This is a genomic window from Klebsiella sp. KTE92, from assembly GCF_000398905.1.
In the GTDB taxonomy this organism is placed as follows: domain Bacteria; phylum Pseudomonadota; class Gammaproteobacteria; order Enterobacterales; family Enterobacteriaceae; genus Klebsiella; species Klebsiella variicola.
On record NZ_KB976100.1, the window covers coordinates 2,281,134 to 2,303,244 of the forward strand.

General features: G+C 57.1%; 20 protein-coding genes. 15 read left to right on the forward strand and 5 right to left on the reverse strand.

The window, feature by feature from the left end; genetic code table 11:
• From A1WC_RS14605 to A1WC_RS14570, 10 genes are all read left to right on the forward strand, one after another.
• Entirely contained in the window at nt 1-1,050 is a 1,050-nt protein-coding gene (locus tag A1WC_RS14605) for a hypothetical protein (RefSeq protein WP_016160868.1), read from the forward strand.
• The gene (locus A1WC_RS14600) at nt 1,040-2,974 is read left to right on the forward strand and encodes an effector protein Tle3 domain-containing protein (RefSeq protein WP_016160869.1); all 1,935 of its coding nucleotides are present in this window, start codon (nt 1,040-1,042) and stop codon (nt 2,972-2,974) included. Before A1WC_RS14605 ends, A1WC_RS14600 begins: the two co-directional genes overlap by 11 nt.
• Before the next feature lie 89 nt (nt 2,975-3,063).
• A complete protein-coding gene (locus tag A1WC_RS26150) occupies nt 3,064-3,327 on the forward strand; it encodes a PAAR domain-containing protein (protein WP_071599411.1) in 264 nt (87 codons plus the stop codon).
• Nucleotides 3,327-4,766 (forward strand): hypothetical protein, encoded by a 1,440-nt coding sequence (locus A1WC_RS26155; protein ID WP_016160870.1) that lies wholly within the window; start codon nt 3,327-3,329, stop codon nt 4,764-4,766. Before A1WC_RS26150 ends, A1WC_RS26155 begins: the two co-directional genes overlap by 1 nt.
• The gene (locus A1WC_RS14595) at nt 4,763-8,158 is read left to right on the forward strand and encodes an ImcF-related family protein (RefSeq protein ID WP_016160871.1); all 3,396 of its coding nucleotides are present in this window, start codon (nt 4,763-4,765) and stop codon (nt 8,156-8,158) included. The genes A1WC_RS26155 and A1WC_RS14595 overlap by 4 nt, the downstream gene beginning before the upstream one ends.
• Nucleotides 8,155-9,747 carry a type VI secretion system protein TssA gene (gene tssA, locus A1WC_RS14590; RefSeq protein WP_016160872.1) on the forward strand — a complete coding sequence of 531 codons (1,593 nt, stop codon included), beginning with the start codon at nt 8,155-8,157 and terminating at the stop codon, nt 9,745-9,747. Before A1WC_RS14595 ends, tssA begins: the two co-directional genes overlap by 4 nt.
• Nucleotides 9,748-9,826: 79 nt before the next feature.
• The gene (gene tssF, locus A1WC_RS14585) at nt 9,827-11,581 is read left to right on the forward strand and encodes a type VI secretion system baseplate subunit TssF (protein WP_016160873.1); all 1,755 of its coding nucleotides are present in this window, start codon (nt 9,827-9,829) and stop codon (nt 11,579-11,581) included.
• On the forward strand, nt 11,545-12,630 hold the full coding sequence (gene tssG / locus A1WC_RS14580; protein ID WP_008805176.1) for a type VI secretion system baseplate subunit TssG: 1,086 nt from the start codon (nt 11,545-11,547) through the stop codon (nt 12,628-12,630). Before tssF ends, tssG begins: the two co-directional genes overlap by 37 nt.
• Nucleotides 12,608-13,150: a type VI secretion system lipoprotein TssJ gene (tssJ, locus tag A1WC_RS14575; protein WP_016160874.1), complete on the forward strand. Its 543-nt coding sequence runs from the start codon at nt 12,608-12,610 to the stop codon at nt 13,148-13,150. The genes tssG and tssJ overlap by 23 nt, the downstream gene beginning before the upstream one ends.
• Nucleotides 13,151-13,275: 125 nt before the next feature.
• Entirely contained in the window at nt 13,276-13,770 is a 495-nt protein-coding gene (locus tag A1WC_RS14570; protein WP_016160875.1) for a hypothetical protein, read from the forward strand.
• Between the two features lie 66 nt (nt 13,771-13,836).
• On the opposite strand, the gene bdcA is transcribed toward A1WC_RS14570, so the two are convergent.
• A complete protein-coding gene (gene bdcA / locus A1WC_RS14565; RefSeq protein ID WP_008805173.1) occupies nt 13,837-14,550 on the reverse strand; it encodes an SDR family oxidoreductase in 714 nt (237 codons plus the stop codon).
• Nucleotides 14,551-14,623: 73 nt separating this feature from the next.
• Between bdcA and A1WC_RS14560 the strand changes: the two genes are divergently transcribed.
• Nucleotides 14,624-15,217, forward strand: a complete 594-nt coding sequence (locus tag A1WC_RS14560) for a TetR/AcrR family transcriptional regulator (protein ID WP_016160876.1) — start codon at nt 14,624-14,626, stop codon at nt 15,215-15,217.
• 4 nt (nt 15,218-15,221) lie between these two features.
• Here A1WC_RS14560 and A1WC_RS14555 read toward each other — a convergent pair whose 3' ends face one another.
• A complete protein-coding gene (locus A1WC_RS14555) occupies nt 15,222-15,977 on the reverse strand; it encodes an SDR family NAD(P)-dependent oxidoreductase (RefSeq protein WP_016160877.1) in 756 nt (251 codons plus the stop codon).
• A gap of 158 nt (nt 15,978-16,135) precedes the next feature.
• On the opposite strand from A1WC_RS14555, the gene A1WC_RS14550 reads away from it, so the two are divergent.
• Entirely contained in the window at nt 16,136-17,014 is an 879-nt protein-coding gene (locus A1WC_RS14550; protein ID WP_004151595.1) for an AraC family transcriptional regulator, read from the forward strand.
• 50 nt (nt 17,015-17,064) lie between these two features.
• On the opposite strand, the gene A1WC_RS14545 is transcribed toward A1WC_RS14550, so the two are convergent.
• On the reverse strand, nt 17,065-17,271 hold the full coding sequence (locus A1WC_RS14545) for a DUF1471 domain-containing protein (protein ID WP_016160878.1): 207 nt from the start codon (nt 17,269-17,271) through the stop codon (nt 17,065-17,067).
• A gap of 25 nt (nt 17,272-17,296) precedes the next feature.
• Nucleotides 17,297-18,226 (reverse strand): aromatic alcohol reductase, encoded by a 930-nt coding sequence (locus A1WC_RS14540; RefSeq protein WP_012541970.1) that lies wholly within the window; start codon nt 18,224-18,226, stop codon nt 17,297-17,299.
• Between the two features lie 138 nt (nt 18,227-18,364).
• On the opposite strand from A1WC_RS14540, the gene A1WC_RS14535 reads away from it, so the two are divergent.
• The gene (locus tag A1WC_RS14535) at nt 18,365-19,270 is read left to right on the forward strand and encodes a LysR family transcriptional regulator (protein WP_016160879.1); all 906 of its coding nucleotides are present in this window, start codon (nt 18,365-18,367) and stop codon (nt 19,268-19,270) included.
• 19 nt (nt 19,271-19,289) lie between these two features.
• On the opposite strand, the gene A1WC_RS14530 is transcribed toward A1WC_RS14535, so the two are convergent.
• A complete protein-coding gene (locus tag A1WC_RS14530; protein ID WP_016160880.1) occupies nt 19,290-20,213 on the reverse strand; it encodes a LysR family transcriptional regulator in 924 nt (307 codons plus the stop codon).
• A gap of 87 nt (nt 20,214-20,300) precedes the next feature.
• Between A1WC_RS14530 and A1WC_RS14525 the strand changes: the two genes are divergently transcribed.
• Entirely contained in the window at nt 20,301-21,170 is an 870-nt protein-coding gene (locus A1WC_RS14525) for an MBL fold metallo-hydrolase (RefSeq protein ID WP_163595390.1), read from the forward strand.
• Complete coding sequence (locus A1WC_RS14520) at nt 21,163-22,074, forward strand: NmrA/HSCARG family protein (protein ID WP_032691177.1); 912 nt, start codon at nt 21,163-21,165, stop codon at nt 22,072-22,074. Before A1WC_RS14525 ends, A1WC_RS14520 begins: the two co-directional genes overlap by 8 nt.
• The last annotated feature ends 37 nt before the right edge of the window (nt 22,075-22,111 follow it).

The window sequence follows — 22,111 nt, forward strand, 5'->3', positions numbered from 1 at the left end:
ATGAGATGGAGTCAATCAGACCGGAAAGTACTTACAATTATAGCTATTGTCGGTTTGCTACTGTATGTCATTTATAAAGGCTTACAGTTCCTGTCAGGGGTCAGTATGGGGGCCAGTTTTGGCGTAGGGCTGGGAGGTATGAGCAGTTCTCAGAAGGTGGAGGAATCACGAAAAGTTGAAACTGATGCTCCGCCTCAGGTTCTTTATCGCATAGATAAATATCGATACCTGACACTGGAGAACTACATATCTTGTGATAAGGGGGGGCAGGTTTATTACAATGATACTCAGAGGGAAATAAAAACTCAATTGGGATGGGAACACGAATTTTATGATTTCTCGTATCGCCGTGGTAATTATTTTGCGGCTTATAAAGGAACTGTTATTAATGGCGCGAATAATGGTTATCTGGCGTTCCCTGGTGCATCAACTAGACAGTATTGCGGTAGCGGAAGATCAGCGCAAGGGTGTCCAGTTTTTTTCTTTTTTTCAGCGGATTATGGTAGAACCTTTATATATAAAATTGTAGCGGCGGAATACAGCACACCTGAGCGCTTTAGTAAGCTCAAAGTGGTAGTGGCTAATGATGGGGTTTATTTAAGAGATGAGTCTCAAAAAGAGAGTGTGTATTCTCACCCTATAGGTCTTCGCGATCTTTATTCAGTCAATAAATTAAGGTTTTCTGATGGGGCTTTAATAAGTATTTATGATGACTGGCAAAATGAAATTGCCGGGTTAGTGAAGGAGGAGTTGATAAGAAAAAAAATACCTTACGCAAATGAGTATGGGCCAGATTTTCGCATACTTGACTATATTAGAACCTTAACGCCACCGAAAACACGTCATGAAAGTAATTTAATGGTAGATAAATTATCAGAAATTCGAATGGAAATTGAAGATAAAATCTATGGTAGTAGAGTTAAATTCCCTGAAATTTCAACACAAAGTATTGATTCTAAATATACATGTAATAGAAATGTTGGGGCTAAAACCATCACGTATACGTTTGTCACAAGTGGAAAAAAGGAAGTGGTAAAAAATGAGCAATAAAACTGAGCCTATCCGTGAACTTGAATGTAAGTTTGATGATAATGGGAGTCCGTCCTGGGACTCCTTTCCTTCTCATAAAAACTGCCAGGTCAGAGGTGGGTGTGACTTACCACCTCATTTGCCTGGTATTATTATACTTGTACACGGTGTTAACTCGACAGGAGAGTGGTTTTCAGTTGCGGAGAAAAAACTTTGTGAAGGTCTGAATAAAAGACTTGGGTTAACCGGAACATCACATGAACTGGAAACCAATAAATATCTTTTTGACGATAAAATAGATGCTATGCCTCTAATGCCCAGGGATTTACCTGATGTTAATATAAATAAATCTCCCGTAATTCGTTTTTACTGGGGGTATGCTTCGTCTAAAGGTAATGAAGATAGATACATCATACCTTTAGCTAATGAGAAAGGTGTTGATTATCATCAACTAAAAAGGGAAAATATACCCTATGCCAATATTATGGCACAGGGTCCATTTTTCTGGGGCGGCGGGCCATTCCAGAACGGTACAAACAATTTGCATTCTTTATGGAGTGAAAAAGGGTTCAAAGAGAGAGTCGGTGGAGTCAAAGTTCAGTGGCTTAATGAGGATAAGGATCGCCTGTTAACCAATGCGCCACCGCGAAAATACTATGCCCATGCAGCCAAACGCCTTGCAGACATGGTTGACAGTATCCGTAATAAATATCCTAAAGATACAGTCACTATTATTTCTCACAGCCAGGGTACAATGATTGCAATGGCAGCGGTAGCGATAGCTAAGAACGCACCTGATGCATTATTTTTACTTAACTCACCCTACGCATTGGATCACAACGACCTTAATGGCGCGTCACTTCCGGTAGATGAGTGTATTTCGCCAGAAGGACGGCAGAATACGCTATCTGCCATCATTGACAAGGTGGCCTGCAGAAGAAATCATTTGTCATCTCTTGGCTATGAAGGGCTTTGTGTCGGACAGACGGCAGATAAAAAGAACTGGCGACCTGATGTTGCACTTGTTGGGGAAAATGGAGATGGTCTTGCTGAGCGAGATAATCACGGGCGCACTTACATCTACTTCTGCCCTCATGATCGTGTTATGGGGTCACGCCCGCTACGCTCAATTGGCTGGCAGGGATTACCTAATGATTCACAGGGGCAGCCCCATCCACTGCTGAAAAAGCATCAGGGATATTTATTTCAGCGTATGCTGGCGCGCAGTACTCCATGTGGCGAAACTCCTAATCCCGTTACACCGTTTGCAAAATTGCCGGATGGAAAACCATTCTGGGACGACAAAGGCGATAAATATCAAAGCAGTAGTTTCACCTATCCCGACCCTCCGGAATGGCAAACAGTTTTTATTAATGCGGAAATGGTGCCTGAACCTATAGAGGCTGCAAAATTAGCTGATTTTGACGAATCACGCGTTGGAGCGGAGCATGACGATAGAGAGATAGATGGCTGGGGTGAAATTAACCCGGACAAAAAAAGTAAAAACGACAATACCTATGACAACTATATCAATCTTTACCCCAATCAGGATATTGTGACTGGTTTTAAAAATACGGGTACTGAATCCGAACCAAGAATGGTTCCCGTAACACGTAAGGAGACATTTGAAGAAAAGGATCTTCGCCTGAGGACCTATGTTTCTCAGCCCACGGATCACAGCACTCTGCCAATGCGTGCTGATTTTATGTCTAAGGTGGTCGCATATGACTTACCCATTGGATACTGTGATGCAACCTGGGATAAAGAATTTATGGCTGATTTACGGCGAAAAGCTGACTGGACGCAGGGGGAGGATCCGTATCTCTTCACTGGAATACCTGACAATGTGCCTGAGCCTGATATAATTAGTCGTGAAACTGTTACTGATAAATTTAATAAGGAGAAATATAAATTACCCATGTACAGGTCTGTCAATAAGGCATAAATAAGTGTTAATAAACCATTCGGTTTAATATACGTGATGAATATCAAAATATATATTCAAGGTCTTAGTTTTAACCAAAGGAATGGCAAGTGGGTAAATATATCGTTGTAATAGGGGATGCTACTTCACATGGTGGTAGAGTAACTTCAGCCTCGTCCAGTTTTGAAATATCGGAAAAAAATGTCGCCCTCCTGAACGATACTGTATCCTGCCCGTATCATGGTACAAATAACATCATTGAGTGTGATTTTTCTGCCTATGAAGAAAACGGCCGTGGAGTTGTTATCCATCATTGTAAAACACAGTGCGGAGCTGTGGTTATTGCCAGTTTACAGGATATGGAGATCGGATAATGGGATGGTCTCTACCGGTTATTCCAAAGAAAAACAGCGCCCAACAGTGGTCGCCTTGGTTATGCCTCTTGATTGTTTTATTAGGTTTTGTTCTGTCGCTAATTATTGCAGTGTTGGACTCTCCGGAAAATAGATTTCTTTCTTTTAGTAGCGGTTATTGGCTGCCAATGATACTACAAACTACTATCGGATGTTTTACTGTAGTCACCTTCTACACGTTCTGGTGGGAGGTTCAAGCTTTTGCTGTATGGCGTTGGAATTCCTGGAGACATAATACGAATCTTCTGTGGTTCAGAAGAGCACACAAGCACCACTTTGTAAGCTTCCATTGTATAATACCAGCCAACTCTCAATTGCTCCCTAAAATCGCTGGTGTATCGTCGGAAAGCATTGATGAAAAACCGCCGCTGACACTGCTTCCTGGCGAGCCACTAACGCCGGGTATTTCGCGTTTTGAACAACTATGTCGATTACTGTTTGTCAGTATGCCACAGAGGCTTCTTGATAAGCATTCGGGTAATTTAACGGTGATGTTACTTACCTCCTCTAGCGAAAAAGAAGCGGAACAGCGGGCATTTCGACGACTCTGGGATAGCGAAAAACTCTCTGGTTTACCTTATACATTGGTGCTCCCGAAAGAGTTCGCCTTTAAAGACTGGAACCAGTGTGTATCTACTACATGCGGCAACATTCTGGTGCTGGCGATGCATTATCGGCAGCCTAATGAGTCATTACCAGAGTTTGCAAGCGTTTTACTGCTTAAACGATCATCTTTAGTTAAGCAAGGTGAATATAATTTTATCCCCAAAATTTTCCATGCAATGCCCCTTCGTGGTGATGCCATGGAGAATGAATTAATTGAGTGGCGTGATATGGGGCAACAACCATCAGATCAAAGATATTTAGTCTGGCATAGTGGATTAAACATTACGGTCCGACAAGAATTGGGTAGAGTTTTAAATACACTACCATTACCACTGATTGATAATATCGGAGTTGGGGGAGTAATTGATTTTGACAAGGAATTTGGCGTTTATAAAAGGCTTGCTGGATGGTTGATGATTGCGTCAGCTTGCGAAATGACACGTTATGGCCCAGCAACACATTTATTTTTGTGCGAAAATGAAAATGAGGGTTGGGCTGTGACAATAGGAAAGAGTTGTCCGGTGATTTCTCCCCAATTAAGAGAATTTTATTTATCCCCATTTCCTGCTGGAACTGTTATGATGGCGTTGTTGTTTAGTGTTAGTATTTTCGGTTTGATAGCAAATTACTCACCCTCGATTGCATTTTCCTGGTCTGGCATGGTGATATTTTCATTTCTTCTTGTAGTATCTTTTTCTTTTATAGTCATTCTTACGCGCAATGTAATTTCAAAACTGCTGTATCCTCGTTTTGTTAAGGCTGTCAGAGAGCCCAAAAAGGAAAGGTTGGAATGAGAAAAAATATACGATTGGTAGGTTTTGGTCTCCTGATTTTGGTTATCTTACTCCTGATTGTTTTATTAATTTCTCAGATAAATAAAATCCCTGCTATTATTGAGGGATATTCCACCTGGTTAAAGATAGGCGCGATTATAGGAATATCTTGCATTTCCTGCGTAACAGCTCAGTTCGTCTTATTTGAGAGGCATATTGAAACACCATTTACCCCTGATGATGAGAACTATGTCAACGAGATGTATTATGCGACGGCAGAGAACAACAATGAATTAAAAAAATATCTTCAGCACCGCTATAGTTTCTTTTGGCGCCGCAAAGTCCGCCTGATTTTAGTCACCGGGGACGATGCAGCAATCGAACAACTGGTGCCTGGTCTGCGTCAGCAGCGCTGGCTGGAGGGCCAGTGTACCGTTCTGATTTACGGCGGCAGTCTGCTCTCCGAACCCGATAACCAGCAATACGCCGCGCTGCGCAAGCTGCGCCGCGGCCGTCCTCTGGACGGGATTGTGCGGGTGATGCCGTCGTCTCTGACCCTGACGCCGCAGATAAGCGAGAGCGATCTGCGTGGGCTGGAAAAAATCAGCGAACTGCTGCGCTATGCCGCCCCGGTCTGGCTGTGGAAACTGTGCGACAGTGAGTGGCCGCAGGCTGACCGCGCGGTGCAGGCGGTAGGTGTTAGCTTCCCGTTACGCGCTACCGAGGACGATGTCGCCCGTCAGCTTGCGCAGATGTTGCCCACGCTGCGGGAGCAGGGGATGCGCCAGATCGCAGCAGATACCCGCCACGACTTTCTGCTGCGTCTGGGGCAGCGGCTTATCGACGGGGGGATCGCGCAATGGCGCTGGCAGCTGGCGCCGTGGCTGACCGCCTCGCGGCAGCGGCTTGCGCTGCGTGGCCTGATGTTTAGCCTGCCAGAGCCTCGTACCGTAGATCCGTATCAGGAAGCTGATGCCCTGCCTGCGAACCAGCCTCATCTCCTGACGCTGCCCGCGACCTGGCAGGGGATCGTCGATGACTGCCGCCGTTTACGCGGGCATCACGTGGGAATGGCATGGGAGCGGGGCCTGGCGTGCGGTCTGCTGGCCATCCTCGGCCTGTGGGCAGCGGGACTGCTGCTCTCATTTGCCCTTAATTACAGCCAGATTGCTACAGTCGCGGGAAAAGCCCGCGACCTGGTGGCCCACCCCTCTGTTTCTGACTATCAACTGACGGCCCTCCATGCCCTGCGCAATGAGGCCGGCCGTCTCGTGCACGATGGGCAGAAGGGCGCTCCCTGGTATCGGCGCTTTGGTCTGGACCATCATCAGCAGCTATTAAACGCCGTCCTGCCCTGGTACGGTGTGGCAAATCATCGCCTGATACGTGACCCGGCCAATGCCGCGTTGCAGCAGGCGCTCAGCGCGCTGGTCAACTCCGCCCCCAATAGCGACCAACGAGCCCAGCTGGCGAAACCAGGCTATGACCAGCTGAAAGCCTGGCTGATGATGGCTCGTCCGGATAAAGCCGATGGCGCATTTTTCGCGCAGACCATGAAAGCGGTCCAGCCGACGCGAATGGGGATCTCGACCGGTCTGTGGCAAAGTCTGGCGCCGGATTTGTGGGCCTTTTATCTCTCCCTGCTGCCCGAGCGGCCAGAGTGGAAGATCATCCCGGATGCGCAACGGGTGAGTCAGAGCCGTCAGGTTCTGTTGCAGCAGCTAGGTCGCCGCAATGCCGAAAGCACCTTATATGAGAACATGCTCAAATCCGTGCGTCGTAATTTTGCCGATGTGTCGCTGGAAGACATGACCAGTGGCACCGACGCGCGCCGCCTGTTTACCACCGATGAAGTGGTCCCGGGGATGTTTACCCGCCAGGCATGGGAAGGCGGCATTCAGCAGGCCATTGATAAGGCAGCCAGCTCGCGCCGGGAGGAAATCGACTGGGTGCTGAGCGATTCGCGCAAAACGATGTCGACAGACCTGTCGCCGGAGGCGCTGAAAGCGCGTCTGACCCGACGCTACTTCACCGATTTCGCTGGCAGCTGGCTGAATTTTCTCAACAGTCTGCGGCTCAACCCGACGACCAATATCGCCGATGTTACCGACCAGCTCACGCTAATAAGCGATGTCCGCCAGTCGCCGCTGATTGCCCTGATGAATACCCTTGCCTGGCAGGGGCAGGCGGGGCAACAAAGGGAGGGGCTGTCGGACAGCCTTATTAAATCGGCCAAAGACCTGGTGGGCGGGAAAGACAAGCCGGTCATCGACCAGTCGGCAACCGGCCCGCAGGGGCCTCTGGATGACACGTTCGGCCCACTGCTCCAGCTGATGGGGAAAAACACGGGCAGCAACGTCATGTCGGCCGATAGCACCCTGAGCCTGCAAACCTATCTGACCCGTATCACCCGCGTGCGCCTGCGCCTGCAGCAGGTTGCGAATGCCTCCGATCCGCAGGAGATGATGCAGACCCTGGCGCAGACCGTCTTCCAGGGGAAAAGCGTCGACCTGACCGACACGCAACAGTACGGCAGCCTGATTTCGGCAAGCCTTGGCGAAGAGTGGAGTGGCTTCGGTAATACTCTGTTTGTGCAGCCGCTGACTCAGGCCTGGGAAACCGTGCTTCTGCCGTCGGCGGCCAGTCTGAATGACAAATGGCGCCGATCGGTGGTCGCCAACTGGCACACCGCCTTTGACGGACGCTTTCCGTTTGCCGCCAGCAAAAGTGACGCCTCGCTGCCGATGCTGGCTGAGTTTGTGCGCAAGGACAGCGGGCGGATCGAACGTTTTCTCACGACGGAGCTGAACGGTGTCCTGCATAAAGAAGGCAGTCAGTGGGTGCCGGATAAGGTCAACAGTCACGGCCTGGTCTTTAATCCGGCCTTTCTGCGCGCCATCAACCAGCTAAGCCAGCTGTCCGACATTCTTTTTACCGACGGCAGCCAGGGGATCAGCTTTGAGTTACAGGCCAGGCCTGCCCCGGAGGTTGTCGAGACACAGTTGACGATAGACGGCCAAAAGCTGCGCTATTTCAATCAAATGGCCGACTGGCAGACTTTCCGCTGGCCGGGGGAGACGTATAAACCCGGCACTCTGCTGACCTGGACCACCGTCAATGCGGGCACGCGTCTGTTTGGTGACTACAGCGGTACCTGGGGCTTTATTCGCTGGCTGGAGCAGGGTAAACGCCAGCAACTCGAACGCAGCCAGTGGATGATGAGCTTCACCGCTCCGGATGGCCGCACCCTGCAGTGGGTATTGCGCTCCCAGCTTGGGAGCGGCCCGCTGGTGCTTCTGGCGCTGCGCGGATTGACCCTGCCGGATAAGATTTTCACTGTCGATGCTGCTGAGAGCGCACAGGCCCTGACGACGGGGGTAGGGAATAGTGACATGGATGAGATGGAATTATGAGTATTTTACAAAATTTGGTTGCCGCCAGTCAGTTGGATGAAAGCGTACTGCGCCAGCAGGCCCGGTCACGTCAGGCGCAGTGGCAGTCCTGGCTTGCGCCGATCAGTGATAGCCAGCCCACCGGGAGCGATCCGGGCTATGACGATGATTTTCAGCGTATCCGCGAGGAGGTCAATAAGATCTCCGGTGTCGATACCGAACTGATTTGCCAGCTGGCAGAAAAACTGCTGACTCAGACCTGCAAGGATCTGCGCGTGATCACCTTTTACGTGTGGGCGCGTCTGCAGCGGGATGGCGAGAGCGGTCTGGCGGAGGGCGTTACGCTGCTGGCGGCAATGCTTGAGCGGTTTGGGGCTATGCTCCATCCCCAGCGTGAACGTAGCTGTAAATCGGCGCTGGAATGGCTTGGCAGTCGCCGGATGTCGGACAGTCTGTCTCTTTATCCGGAAGTCGACATGACCACTATGCAGGTCATTATCGGGGCGTTATTGCTGGCGGAAGCCACTTTTGCCGGATTGGCTGAAGCATCTCGCCCCGATCTTTCCGGGCTATATCAGATACTGGAGAACCGCCTGGTTCAAAGCGGCGGAGCCCACAGTCTGGTGCCGCAGACCAGCCGCGAAGAACACGATCTGCTACCCCAACATGCGGACACCGCGCCGGTAATGTATACCGTCACGTCAGGTCGTGATTTGCTCGATCAGGCTAAGGTGCTGGCGAAATATCTGCGCGAGTGTCCCGGCGGATGGCTGGCAGGTCATCATCTGATGAAGAGTGTGCGTTGGGATACGTTAACGGAGTTACCGCCGCTGGATGCCTCCGGCCGGACCCGGCTATTGCCTCCCAAGCCTGAGAGTAAAGCCCATCTTAAACGGTTGTATTTACAGAAAAGCTGGTCGGAACTGCTGGAGCATACGGACACGCTGTTGGCGCAAGGCGTCAACCATCTGTGGCTGGATGTGCAGTGGTACGCCTGGCAGGCGCTGCTGAAACTGGATGCTGACAGTGTACGTGCCGATATCCTGTGCCGGGATATGAAAGGGCTACTGGCTCGTCTGCCGGGGCTGGAAACCCTGGCGTTTAACGATGGTACGCCATTCGCCGATGAAGTAACGCTCAACTGGCTTAACGAGCGTGTTCTGGATGAGATGGCCGGATGGCAAGATGAACCGGTAATGGCGGCGACCAGCGCTGATGAGGTGCTGTCGCTGGAGCCAGAAGTGCTCACCCGCGCGGACGATGAAGGTATTGAGTCGGCGCTGAACTGGTTACAGGCGCAGCCGGGCTATACCACCAGCCGCAATCGGTGGCTGATGCGCTTACTGATGGCGCGGGTCAGCGAGCAGTACGGAAAAAATGAAATGGCGCTGCATCTGCTGGCGGAACTCGACAGCCGCGCCCGGGAAATGACGCTCGAACAATGGAAGCCGGAGCTTATCTTTGAGGTCAAAGCCCGTCGACTCCGGCTGCTCAGAGGCAAGGCCGGGCGCAGTGAGGCAGAAAAAAATCGCTTGCTGCCAGAAATGGAGTCATTGCTTGCCGGGCTTATCGCTCTGGATCCCGCTCGCGCTGCGGTGCTGTGCGCATAATTCACGCATCATTCACATTGCACTCCCTGCACCTGCGGTTTTCTGCATATCTGAAAGCTATTACTCATTCTGGTGATTTATGGACGATTTAACCCAGCGTTATTACGACGCTGAAATGCGCTACCTGCTGGAAGCGGGTGAAGAGTTTGCCCGTGCTCATCCTGAGCAGGCGGCAATGCTCAATCTCGACAAAGCGGGCGCCCGCGACCCCTTTGTCGAGCGTCTGTTTGAAGGTTTTGCCTTCCTGATGGGCCGCATGCGCGAGAAACTCGATGACGATCTGCCTGAGCTGACCGAAGGCGTGGTCAGTCTGCTGTGGCCACATTATTTACGTACCATTCCCTCGATGTCGGTCGTGGAATTCACCCCCGACTGGCCGGAAATGAAAGAGCCGATGACGATGGTCAAAGGCTTTGAAGTGCTTTCCCGGCCGATCGGTGAAAAGGGCACGCGCTGCCGGTACACCACCACCAAAGCGATCGCTCTACAGCCGTTATCCCTTGAGCTAGCCCGGCTGGCCACCGATACGGATGGCCGGTCGGTGATCACGCTGCGCTTTAACTGCAGCCAGCTGACGGACTGGAGCCGGGTCGATCTCAGTCATATCCCGCTCTACTGTAACGCCGATGCGCCGCTGGCCTGCGCCATGCACGAGGCCTTTACCCTCAATGTGGCCCGGATGTGGCTGCGCATGTCCGATGAGGTGGACAGAAGGCCGCTGGACGGGTATTTCAGCGCGCTGGGATTTGGCGAGGAGGACAGCCTCTGGCCTGAAGATGGCCGCAGTTTTCGCGGTTACCAGCTGCTGCTGGAGTATTTTACCTTCCGCGAAAAGTTCATGTTCATCGATCTGCGCGGGCTGGAGACGGTGGCTTTTCCGGCCGAACTGGCGTGGTTTGAAATCGACGTCGTGCTGGCGGAACGCTGGGAACATGACTTCCGCTTCAGCGAAAAGCAGCTGCGCCTGCACTGCGTGCCAGTGATCAACCTGTTTCCGCTGGAGTCCGATCCGCTGACCATCAATTCCCTGCAGACCGAATACCCGCTGCGCCCGATGCGCGTGCAGGACGGCCACACCGAAATTTACACCGTCGATTCCGTGATCTCCTCGCACCAGCAGGTTTACGCGCCGTTCTCAAGTTTTCGCCACAAAGGCGGCATGATGCGTCATGACGCGGCGGACTATTACTATCATACCCGGGTGCGCCGTGGCCCCTCCGGGCTGTACAACACCTGGCTTATCGTCGGCGGGGAAGCCTTTGACAATCATACCGTACCGGAAGATGAAAGCCTGTCGCTGACCCTCACCGGAACTAACGGCCAACTGCCGCGTCGCGCGCTGCAGAGCACCGTACTCGATACGGTGATGAAAACCACTTCCGCCAGCGTCGCGGTGCGTAACCTCTGCGCACCAACGCTGCCGTGCTATCCCCCGGCCCAGGACCGCTTTCACTGGCGGGTGCTGAGCCATCTGGGCAGCAGTTTTCTTTCCCTGATGGACAACGCTGAAGTCCTGCGCGGCACCCTGGCGCTGTATGAATGGACCGACAGCGAGATGAATCGTCGGCGTCTGGAAGCCATCCTCGACGTGAATCACCGCGCGACAGAGCGCTTTGCTCAGGGCCATCTGGTGCGCGGCGTGCAGATTGAAGTCACCCTCGACAGTCACGGCTTTGCCGGACGAGGCGACATATGCCTGTTTGGCGAGATGCTTAGCCGCTTCTTCGCGCTCTACACCGACATCTATTTGTTCAACCGCCTGATTATCATTCTGCAACCAACCGGAGAACGACTGGAATGGGAAGAGAAGCACAGCCGACGCATTCCCGGCTGAACCCGCGGCTGGAGGCCGACCTGCCGCGGATCAATTTTTACCGCTTCTGCCAGCTTCTGGAAAAACGGCGTCCTGGCCAACCGCTGATGGGGGCGACCAGCCATCCGGCTGACGATCCGGTGCGTTTTTACCCGCATCCGGGGATGGGATTCCCGGCCAGCGAACTCAGAGCCGTGGAATACGATGAGGCCGATGACTGCGGGCCGCCGGTCATTCGCACCACCTTTATGGGGTTGTACGGTGTCGATTCGCCGCTCCCGACGGCATATCTCGATGATATCGCCCAGCGCAGGGAAGGGCATGAAGCGCTGCAGGGCTTACTGGATATCTTCAGCCACCGGATCATGACGCAGTTTTACCGCATCTGGCGGAAATACTCCTGGCCCGCCACTTTTGAGCCTGGCGGCACCGATCGTCTCTCGCAGTCGCTGCTGGGCCTGGCGGGGTTGGGCATCCCCGGCACGACGCAGCATATCGCTTCGCCGGCGTCGCGCTTTCTGGCGCTAACTGGCGTGCTGCGGCAGCCTGGCAAAACCCAGCAGGGGATCCAGGCGCTGGTCACCCTGCTGGCCCCGGAGACCACCGTCAGGGTGAGCCCGTACAGCCTGCGTCCGGTGGCGATCAGTCAGCCGCTGGGGTTTTACGGCGATGACGACTTCTTACTGGACGGCAATATGCCGCTGGGTGACGAAGCGATGGATGCCAGCAGCCAGCTCCTCGTCGCCCTTACCACCGACAATCCCGCGGAGGCGCAGGGCTGGAAGCCTGACGGCCCGCTGTTTCGGGACTTTCTCATCCTGCTGCGGGTATACCTAGGCTGGCGATTCCGGGCCGACATCACCCTGACCGCGCCGACCCGACTGCTGGCTGTCCCGCCGCTGGGGGACGAGCCGTTCTGGCTCGGTATGAACGGCGTGCTGGGCGTGGGTGAGGGCGAGAGTGAGGACGATATTCCTCAGACCTTTACCACCGAGCTGGGTACCTATACGGGCCTGCAGCCTGCCACCTTTCTACAAGGAAACCGACGTGTTACGTACAAGTTTGACTAAAACCGCCTGCCTGCTGCCCCTGCTTGCGCTTTGTCTGAGCGGGTGCGGGCTCACCCAGCGCGTCTCGGAGGGGACCAAAAATGCCTTCAACGCCGTTTTTTATAAGAAAATTACTACGCTGCATCTGGACTTTACCGCGCGCGAAGCGCTCAACACCGATGCCAGAGAGAATCACTCGCTCTCTGAACCGGTTGTGGTGCGCATCTATCAGCTTAAAGATCGCCAGACCTTTGACCGGCTGGTTTACCAGCAGCTGCTGGAGGAGGGGGATATTCTGCTCGCCGCCGATCTCCTCGCCAGTCGCGATGTGATGATCGGTCCCGGAGGGGATGCCAGTCTGAATGTGCCGCTGGAAGCGGAGGCGACGTTCGTGGCGGTTGTCGGCCTGTTCCGCCATCCGGACACCGAAAGAAATACCTGGAAGCAGGTGCTGGGGCGTGAGGAATTGGATCCGGACAAGCCGCGCATTTTCACCGCCGAACGCAACCAGCTACGGCTCAGGCCTGAAGCGGCGAAGTAACGTCGAAAACAAACATTTGCGGCGGGGCCATCGCGCCAGTTCGCCCTCAATCTTCGTAACCAGCGAACGGGCGATAACCATCTTCATCCAGCCCAACCGGTTTCATCACAGCACAGGGAGATAACGTGACAGCGAGGGAACGTTTTTTTAAGAAACTGCAGCAACAGCAAAATCCGCGGCGGACAGCGGCCCTCGACGGGTCGGTCGCCGCGGATATCGCCAGGTTTCGCCAGCAAATGGCGGCGCTGGCTCAGCAGATAAGTCAGTGGTTTGACGGAACGGGTATCGAGGTGGTGATGTCGACCCGCCACCTCCACGATCTGAGTACCCTTGGCTACAGCCTCAACAGCGGCATCTGCCGCTACGATATCCCGGCCATTCGTCTGCAAAACGGCGAGCGCAGCGTCAATATCGTGCCGCAGCAGCTGTTGGATGGCGTGGAAAAGGGGATCGTGACGCTGAGTTTCGAGACACCCGGCGGTACGGGCTCCCGGGAGGTGTTTTATCTTAGCCTGGCCCCGGAGGATGGCTGGATGATTCGCAAGGCGCACCAGTCCCCGCAAGCGCGGCTTATGCTTACCGAAGATCGCTTTTTTATGGCGGTCGACAGCCTGGCCTGACAATCCCTGACAGGCGATGACGTTCCCGCGGCGGCGGTGCAAAGCGCGCATCGCCGCCCGGGGATATCAGGCGCCAAACGCGCCGTCGATGGTGTGCATGGCGCCCGTGACAAATGACGCCTCCGGACCGGCCAGCCACGCCACCATTCCCGCCACCTCTTCCGGGCGGCCATGGCGCTTAATGGCCATAAAGCTGTGCATCAGCTCTTTCATCGGACCGTTCTCCGGGTTGGCGTCGGTATCAACAGGGCCGGGCTGGACGACGTTGACCGTGATGCCGCGCGGGCCAAAATCACGCGCCAGGCCGCGCGCCAGCCCCTGCAGGGCCGATTTGCTGACCGCATAGGCCGCCATTCCCGGCACCGGCATGCGATCGCCATTGACCGAACCGATGACAATAATGCGCCCGCCTTCCGGCATGCGGCGCGCCGCTTCCACGGAGGCATGGTAGGGGGCATGAATATTGATGCGGAACAGGCGATCGATGGCATCGCTGTCCTGCTCGAGGGCATCGCCGAAAATCGCGATCCCGGCATTGACCACTAACACATCCAGCGGGCCGCTGTCACGGACCAGGCTTATCACCGCATCACGATCGGCGCTATCCGCCTGCACCGCCGTGCTGCCGGTCTCCGCCGCCAGCCGCTCGGCCGCTTCCGGCGAACCGGAATAGCTAAACACCACCGATGCGCCATCGGCGACAAAACGCCTGACAATCGCCGCGCCAATTCCCCGACTCCCACCTAAAACCAGCACTGATTTGTTGTGAAACGCTGTCATGTCCCGCACCTCATGATATTGTAGTGACGATTACAATATGCTGCGGCAAAACAGGCTGTCAAGGATTAATATAGTGACCACTACAAAACCAGGGCGTACTCCGGGACGTCCCCGCCAGTTTGATGCGGAACAGGCCATTGCAACGGCACAGCGCCTCTTCCACGCGCGAGGCTACGACGCGGTGAGCGTGGCCGATCTGACCCAGGCTTTCGGCATCAACCCCCCGAGCTTTTATGCCGCTTTCGGCAGCAAGCTCGGGCTGTATACCCGCGTCCTGCAGCGCTACAGCCAGACCGGGGCCATTCCCATCGACGCCCTGCTGCGAGACGACCAGCCGGTGGCGGCATCGCTCATCGCCGTGCTGCAGGAGGCGGCTCGCCGCTATGTGGCCGATCCGGCCGCCGCTGGCTGCCTGGTGCTGGAGGGGGTACATTGTCAGGATGCTGATGCCCGGGGGGCGGCAGGCGAATGGCATGCTGCGGCGAGAGCCAAAATCCAGCAGTATATCGCCCGTCATCGCCCGCAGGACGCGCTGCGGGTGACTGACTATATGGATACACTGATGCTTGGCCTGTCGGCGAAAGCGCGGGAGGGAGATAGCCTGCCGCGTCTTATGGAGACCGTGCGGCTGGCAGGCCTGGCGCTGGAGCGCATCCTGCCAGCCTGAGTCGTCAGATGGTTTGTCCGCCCGACACCTCGATCCGCTGGGCGGTCACCCAGCGGTTATCGTCGCGCAGCAGGCTGGCGATCATTGGCCCAATATCCTCAGGAACGCCCACCCGTCCCAGCGCCGTCATGGCGGCAAACTGCGCGTTAACCCCTGCGTCGTCCCGCACCAGCCCGCCGCCAAAATCGGTGGCGATAGCCCCGGGAGCGATGGTATTGACGGTGATGCCGCGCCCGCCCAGCTCGCGGGCCATGTACACGCTCAGCATCTCCACGGCCGCTTTGGCCGCAGCGTAAGCGGAGAAGCCAGGATAGGAGACGCGGGTCAGCCCGGAGGAGAAGTTAACGATCCGTCCGCCGTCTGCCAGCAGCGGCAGCAGGGTTTGTACGAGGAAAAATACCCCCTTAACGTGGACGTTAAACAGCCCGTCGAACTGCGCTTCGCGCGTTTCGGCCAGCGGGGCGAATTCGCCGTGCCCTGCGTTATTGATCAGGTGGTCGAAAGTGGCCCGCCCCCAGACGCTGGCCAGCGCGCTGCCGAGGCTGTCGGCGAAGGCCGGGAAGCTGGCGGTTTGCGCCATATCCAGCGGCAGGGCGATGGCCTTGCGCCCCAGGGCGCGGATGTCGGCGACCACCGCTTCCGCCTGTTCGAGATTGCCGCGGCAGGTGACGATGACATCCCCACCCTGGCGGGCGATATCCAGTGCAGTCTGACGGCCAAGGCCGCGGTTGGCGCCGGTAATAAGTGCAATCTTAGTCATGTTCGGTCCTCTCTGGTATGTTGAGGCTCTACAATAGGGGCCGCGCGTCAGGCCGGGTTGCCCAATCCTTGTTATTTTTTGCCCATTTCTCTCCGTTCACTCCCTTTTCCCGGGAAATAGCGCATACTCAGGCTTTAAAACTTGCCTGAAAGGATCTTATGCGCGACGCCCTGTTCGATCTCTGCCGCCGGTTTGCCGATGCTCATGTCGATAGCAGCGGGGTGGCGGTTACCCCGGTTCCTGGCATCACCCTGGTGCGGGCCCTGCATCCTGGCGACCTGCAGGCGGCCATCGCCAGGCCGCTGGTGGCCATGCTGCTCCAGGGGCGCAAGAGCGTGACCACCGGCCTGGCGAGCTTTGACTATGGCCCGGGCGAGGCGATGGTGATTGCCGCGGATGTCCCCACCACCAGCCAGATCACCGAGGCCAGTCAGCGTTTTCCCTATTACGCGCTGGTGCTGGAGCTGGACCTGGCTATCCTGCGCGAGCTGCAGGAGGCCGGGCCGTCAGGGCCGGATGAGGCGCCCCGCGTCGGTATCGAACCGATGAATGCCGATGTGACGGACGCCGCTTACCGGCTGGCAAGACTGTTTGATCAACCGGGGGCGCTGGCGGTGCTGGGGGAAGGTCTGCGGCGGGAGCTGCATTACTGGCTGTTGCAGAGTGTCCACGGGCCGGCCATTCGGGCGCTGGGCGCCGTAGACAGCCATTCGGCGCGGATCCGCCGGGCGGTGGCGATGCTGCGCCGGGATTTTATGCAGCCAGTCAGCGTGGACGCCCTGGCCGACGCCGCCGGGATGAGCGTCTCTGTCTTTCACCGTCATTTCCGCGCTATGACCACGCTGTCGCCGCTGCAATTTCAGAAGCAGTTACGCCTGATCCACGCCCGCCGCCTGATGTTGGCGGAAGGGATGAGCATTGCGCAGGCTGCCGGGGAGGTGGGCTATATCAGCGTGTCGCAGTTCACCCGGGAATACGCTCGCCTGTACGGCGCGCCGCCGGGCCGCGATCGTCGACGGGAAAAAATGAGCGCCTGACCTGGCGCGCGGGCAGGCGGCAGCTCATCCCTGAGCCTGGCGCCGGTGGTTTAGTCCACGAGGGTCGCTGTGATATGCACTTTGTTGCCCATTCGCGCTTCAGTGATGCGATAGGCGGTTGCGCCCTCGCGGGCGGCCTGCTGGCGGATTTTACTCTCCGCATGGTCCAGGGTATCGCCGGTGGCGGTGATGGTTCTGGCATTTGCCGCCAGGGGCAGCAGACAACTCAATACGATCAGTGGAATCAACTTGTTCATCTTCATTCTGTCCTGTGAGAGAAAATCAGCGCGCGGTCTGCAGCCAGCCGGCAATGTCCTGGGTCGGCAGCTGGTGGCGGGCATTCCAGGTGTCGCCCATCGGCCACCACACGCCATCCCCCCGGGCGAAGGCGGCGCGATAGCGCAGCATGGCGTCATCCGGGTCTGTCCGCAGCTGCTCCAGCAGGGCGGGCAGGGTGTGGACGGCTTTGCTGAACGTCTGCTGCGTTACGCGCTCCACGGTATCTGCCAGCTGCCGGTAAGAGGTTGTTTCGCCGGCAACAAACACCACCTCGTTGACGATCCGCGGCTGATGCAGATAAATCGCCGTGGTCAGGCGGCCAATATCCGCCGGTGAGGTGACGGTCACCTGGGTATCCCAGCTGCCAAGGGCGTGAAGGGTTCGGTTGGATAAATTCACTACATCGAAGTCTGGTTCGAAGAGAAAGCTGGTAAACATCCCGGTGGAGACAATGACCCACTCCGTGGCCCGCTGCGCGCGCAGCAGGGTCCGGACATCGTACTGCTCGTCCCAGACCGGCTGACCGCTGCCTTTGCCGACCACATCGTAATTGACGCCAAACTGCCAGGGAAAATAGCGGGGTACCCCGGCCGCCAGCACCGCGCGGGTAATTTTCAGCTGTGTCCCCGGACCGGCGACAAACCCCATGCAGTTAATCACGGTGGTGAATCCGCGAAACTGATCGGCCAGCGTCTCCATGGCGCTACCGGCGATGTCGACGGCGAGGAGGGTGGCTCCGGCGTCGGCCAGCGCCTGATGGTTTGCCGACCGCAGCTGGCCGGCTTCATCCCTGGCCGCCGGCGAGACGATAACCGAGACCGTGCCCTGGCGCTGGATCACCGCAGGCACCAGCGCATCGAGAACGGCGGCGCCCAGTTGTCCCGCTCCCAGCACCAATACCTTTTCCTCATGATTAAGATTATCAGTTTTCATTTTGACTCCTTGCTCAGTTAAGCCTTGTACTGACTGGCTACAGGCTCAGTGTAGGGGGGCGGGCATCATTCGATAAGAACAGGATTTCGGGTTGGACTGTTCGTGATAATGGGATAATAATTGCCGGGGGAGTACGAAATGGACAGACTGGATGCCATGCAGTTGTATGTTGCGGTTGTGGATGCCCACAGCTTCGCCCGTGCGGCGGAGGTGCTCGGGCAGCCGCGCTCCACGGTATCGCGGGTGGTGAAGGAGCTGGAAGCCTGGCTCGGGGCGCAGCTTCTCCAGCGCACCACCCGCAAGCTCAGCGTGACGGCGGAGGGTCGCCGGTATTATGAGGAGTGTAAAAGGCTGCTGGCCGAGATGGCGGCGATGGAAGCCTCCTTTCCCGGGCGCTCGGCTCAGCCCGCCGGGCGATTCAAAGTGGGGATGCCGCAATCCCTTGCCCGCCACTGCATTCTGCCGAGGATCGGCGAGTTTTTGCAGCAGTATCCCGACCTGGAGCTGATCCTCTGCTCAAGCGACAACGTGGAAGATATTATTCAGGAGGGATTCGACTGCGTGATCCGTACCGGGCGGATCGAAGATTCCACCACCCTGGTGGCGCGTCCTCTGGCCCGCTACCGCTGGATGGTCCTCGCCTCGCCGGCCTGGCTCGCGGCCCACGGCCGGCCGCAGAGCATCGACGATCTGCACCACCACCGGGCGGTGGGCTACCTGAACCACCGTACCGGGCGGACCATCGACTGGCTTTTCTCCCTTGATGACGGCGACTGCGCGATCCGTATGCAGGAGACGCTGGTGGTCGACGATACCGATGCCTATATCCAGGCCGGCATTCAGGGGCTGGGCCTGATCCGCGTCGCCAGCTATCTGGCGCAACCTTATCTGCAGAGCGGGGCGCTGGTCGCCTGTCTGGAGCAGGCCGCTTCTGATCTTCCCTTGTCGCTGGTCTATCCGCAAAACCGCTATCTGCCGCCGGCGGTGCACGCGTTTTATGACTGGAGCAGGCGCGTTCTGCAACCCCCGCTCAGCGAGGCCTGATCCCGGGGCATCGGCCCGGTTATTGGCCGCGCATGGCCTGTTTTAACTTCGCCACCAGCCAGTTCAGCGCCGGATCCTGCACCCGGCGTTTGTGCCGCAAAATGCACAGCGTAAATTCCGGATACGCTACCGGCGGAGCGTCCGCGCGCAGCGCATACTGCATCTGCCAGCGCTGCGCCAGCCCCTGCGGGACGGTGGCGAACAGCGGCAGGGTGGTCAGCAGCAGGGGAAAGGTGGAGAAATTCTGCGTGGCAAAGCGCACGCGCCGCGCGAGTCCCTGGCTGGCGAGCTGGCGGTCAATTTCACCGTGGCCGGTTTCGCGATAGGCCACCATCACGTGTTCCCAGGCGACAAAGTCGCTCACCGACAGCGGCCCGCGACAGGGGATCTGCTGCGGCGACCACAGAGTGGTGACTCCCATGGTCATCACTGGCTCGCTGACCACCTCCCCGCGGCTCTGTTTGTTGACAGACACCGCGACATCAATGCGCTCCTCCTCCAGCAGCTGGCGAACCTGGAAGGGGTCGGCGGCTATCGACTGCAGTGAGACCCCGGGCGCCTCCTGCATCATCCCGGGTAACAGCTGGGGCATCAGCCAGTGTTCGCTCCAGTCGCTGAGGCCGATGCGAAAAAGCTGCTGTGCGCGCGCCGGGACGAACTCCCCGGCGCCAAACATCGCCGAATGCAGGTTTTCCATCAGCGGCTGCAGGTCGGTCATCAGCGCTTGCGCCCGCGGCGTCGGCAGCATGCCTCTGGCGCTGCGCACGAACAGCGGGTCGTCAAACATCTCGCGCAGCCGCTTCAGCGCCCCGCTGATGGCCGGCTGGCCAAGATGCAGCACCTCTGCGGTGCGGGTGACGCTCGCTTCGCGGTACAGCACCATCAAGACCGTCAACAGATTCAGGTCGATACGACTAAAATCATTTTCAATGATTTTCTTCATTATGATAATCAATTTGAATGTGGGTTATCCCGGCAGCATAGTGAATCTCACCCCGATAAATCAACCAGCGCAATGCGCGCGGAGGGTGTGATGCAAACTTACCAGACAGGCGATAGCCTGATTTTCAAAGTGCCGGAGCGCGAGATTACCCTGCAGCCGGCGGCGCTCTATCCACAGGCGTTCCCGGTAGCGGAGGCGGACAACGTTATTCAGTCGATTGCGCTGTCGATCCACAGCTGGGTGGTGCAGACCCCCCACGATCTGATTGTTATCGATACCGCCACCGGCAACGGTCGGGAGCGCGGCGGCAATCCACTCTATCATCAACTTAACACGCCGTATCTGGAGAATCTCCGCGCCGCGGGAGTGAACCCGGAGGACGTGACCCTGGTGCTACTGACTCACCTGCATACCGACCATGTCGGATGGAATACCGTCTGGCAGGACGATCGCTGGGTACCGCTGTTTCCCAACGCCCGGTATCTGTGCTCGGCAAAAGAGCTGTCGCGGGTGAAAAACAGCGAACGCTACCGGGCGCTGTGGCTCGACAGCCTGCTGCCGGTGATCGAGGCCGGCCAGCTGGAAACCGTCGATGTGGCGGCCCGGCCGCGGGTCGGCGGGCGGATCGCCTTTGTTCCCACCCCCGGCCACAGTCCGGACCATGCCGCGCTGATCCTCGCCGCCGGAGATGATTACGCCTGTTTCTCCGGCGATCTCCTTCATTCCCCGCTCCAGTTTGCCCATCCGCAGTGGAACTCAGCGTTCTGCGGCGATCCCCGGCAGGCGGAAGCCTCGCGACGGGAGATGATGGCGTGGGGAGCCAGCCATCATGCTCAATGGTTCACCGGGCATTTTGCCGGGTCTTCCTGCGGCTGGCTGGAGGAGGATAAGCAAGGTGACTATCGCTGGCGAGAGGCCGGGCAACAGGCTGCAGATAAGGGGAACAGTGATGAATAATGCGCAAAGCGTGTTGGTTTTTGGCGCGACCGGTCAGCAGGGCGGCTCGGTGGCGCGGGCGCTGCTGTACCGCGGCTGGCGGGTTCGGGCGCTGGTCAGGGATCCTTTCTCCGCCGGGGCCGTCGCGCTGGCGGCGCGGGGAGCCGAGCTGGTCGTGGGTACCTTTGAAGACCGGGCGGCAATGCGGTCGGCAATGGCCGGGGTCGACGGCGTCTTCAGCGTCCAGCCCAGTTCGCCGGGAGGGACGGTGACCGATGAGCAGGAGGTACGCTACGGGATAACCATCGCCGATCTCGCCGTCGAGTGCGGGGTGAAGCATCTGGTGTACAGCTCCGGCAGCGCGGCAGGGGAGACGCCCACCGGCGTAGCGCATTATGACACCAAAGCGGAAATTGAACGGCATATCCGCCGCCTGCCGCTGGCGGCGACCATCGTGCGGCCCGCCACCTTTATGGAGCTGCTGGTGATGCCCGGTTTTGGCCTTGATGAAGGTCATTTTCATTTTTTTATGCTGCCGGAGGGGAGGATGCAGGTGCTGGCGGTGGAGGATATCGGCCATCTTGTCGCGGCGGTTTTTGCCGCGCCAGCGCGGTTTGCCGGCAAGACGTTTGAGATCGCCAGCGACAGCGTGACCGGCCGTCAGCTGGAGGCGTTATTCTCCGCGGCGGCGGGATGGCCGATCCCCTATTCGCGATTTTCCGATGAGGTGCTGGCCGCCAGCCCTTTTCTGCACAAGCTGACCGGGCTGGTGGACGACGGGCGGCTGGCCGGGCACGCCGACCTCGACGCCATGCGCCAGCTGCACCCGCAGCTGCACACCTTCGCCGGCTGGCTGGCAGGCCCCGGTCGTCCCGCCTTCGAGCGGGCGCTGACCAGCGGGGCCCGCTGGGCGTTTGATCCTTAAAGGCGGGCGTACCGGTCACTCTCGAGGCGTGCTGTCT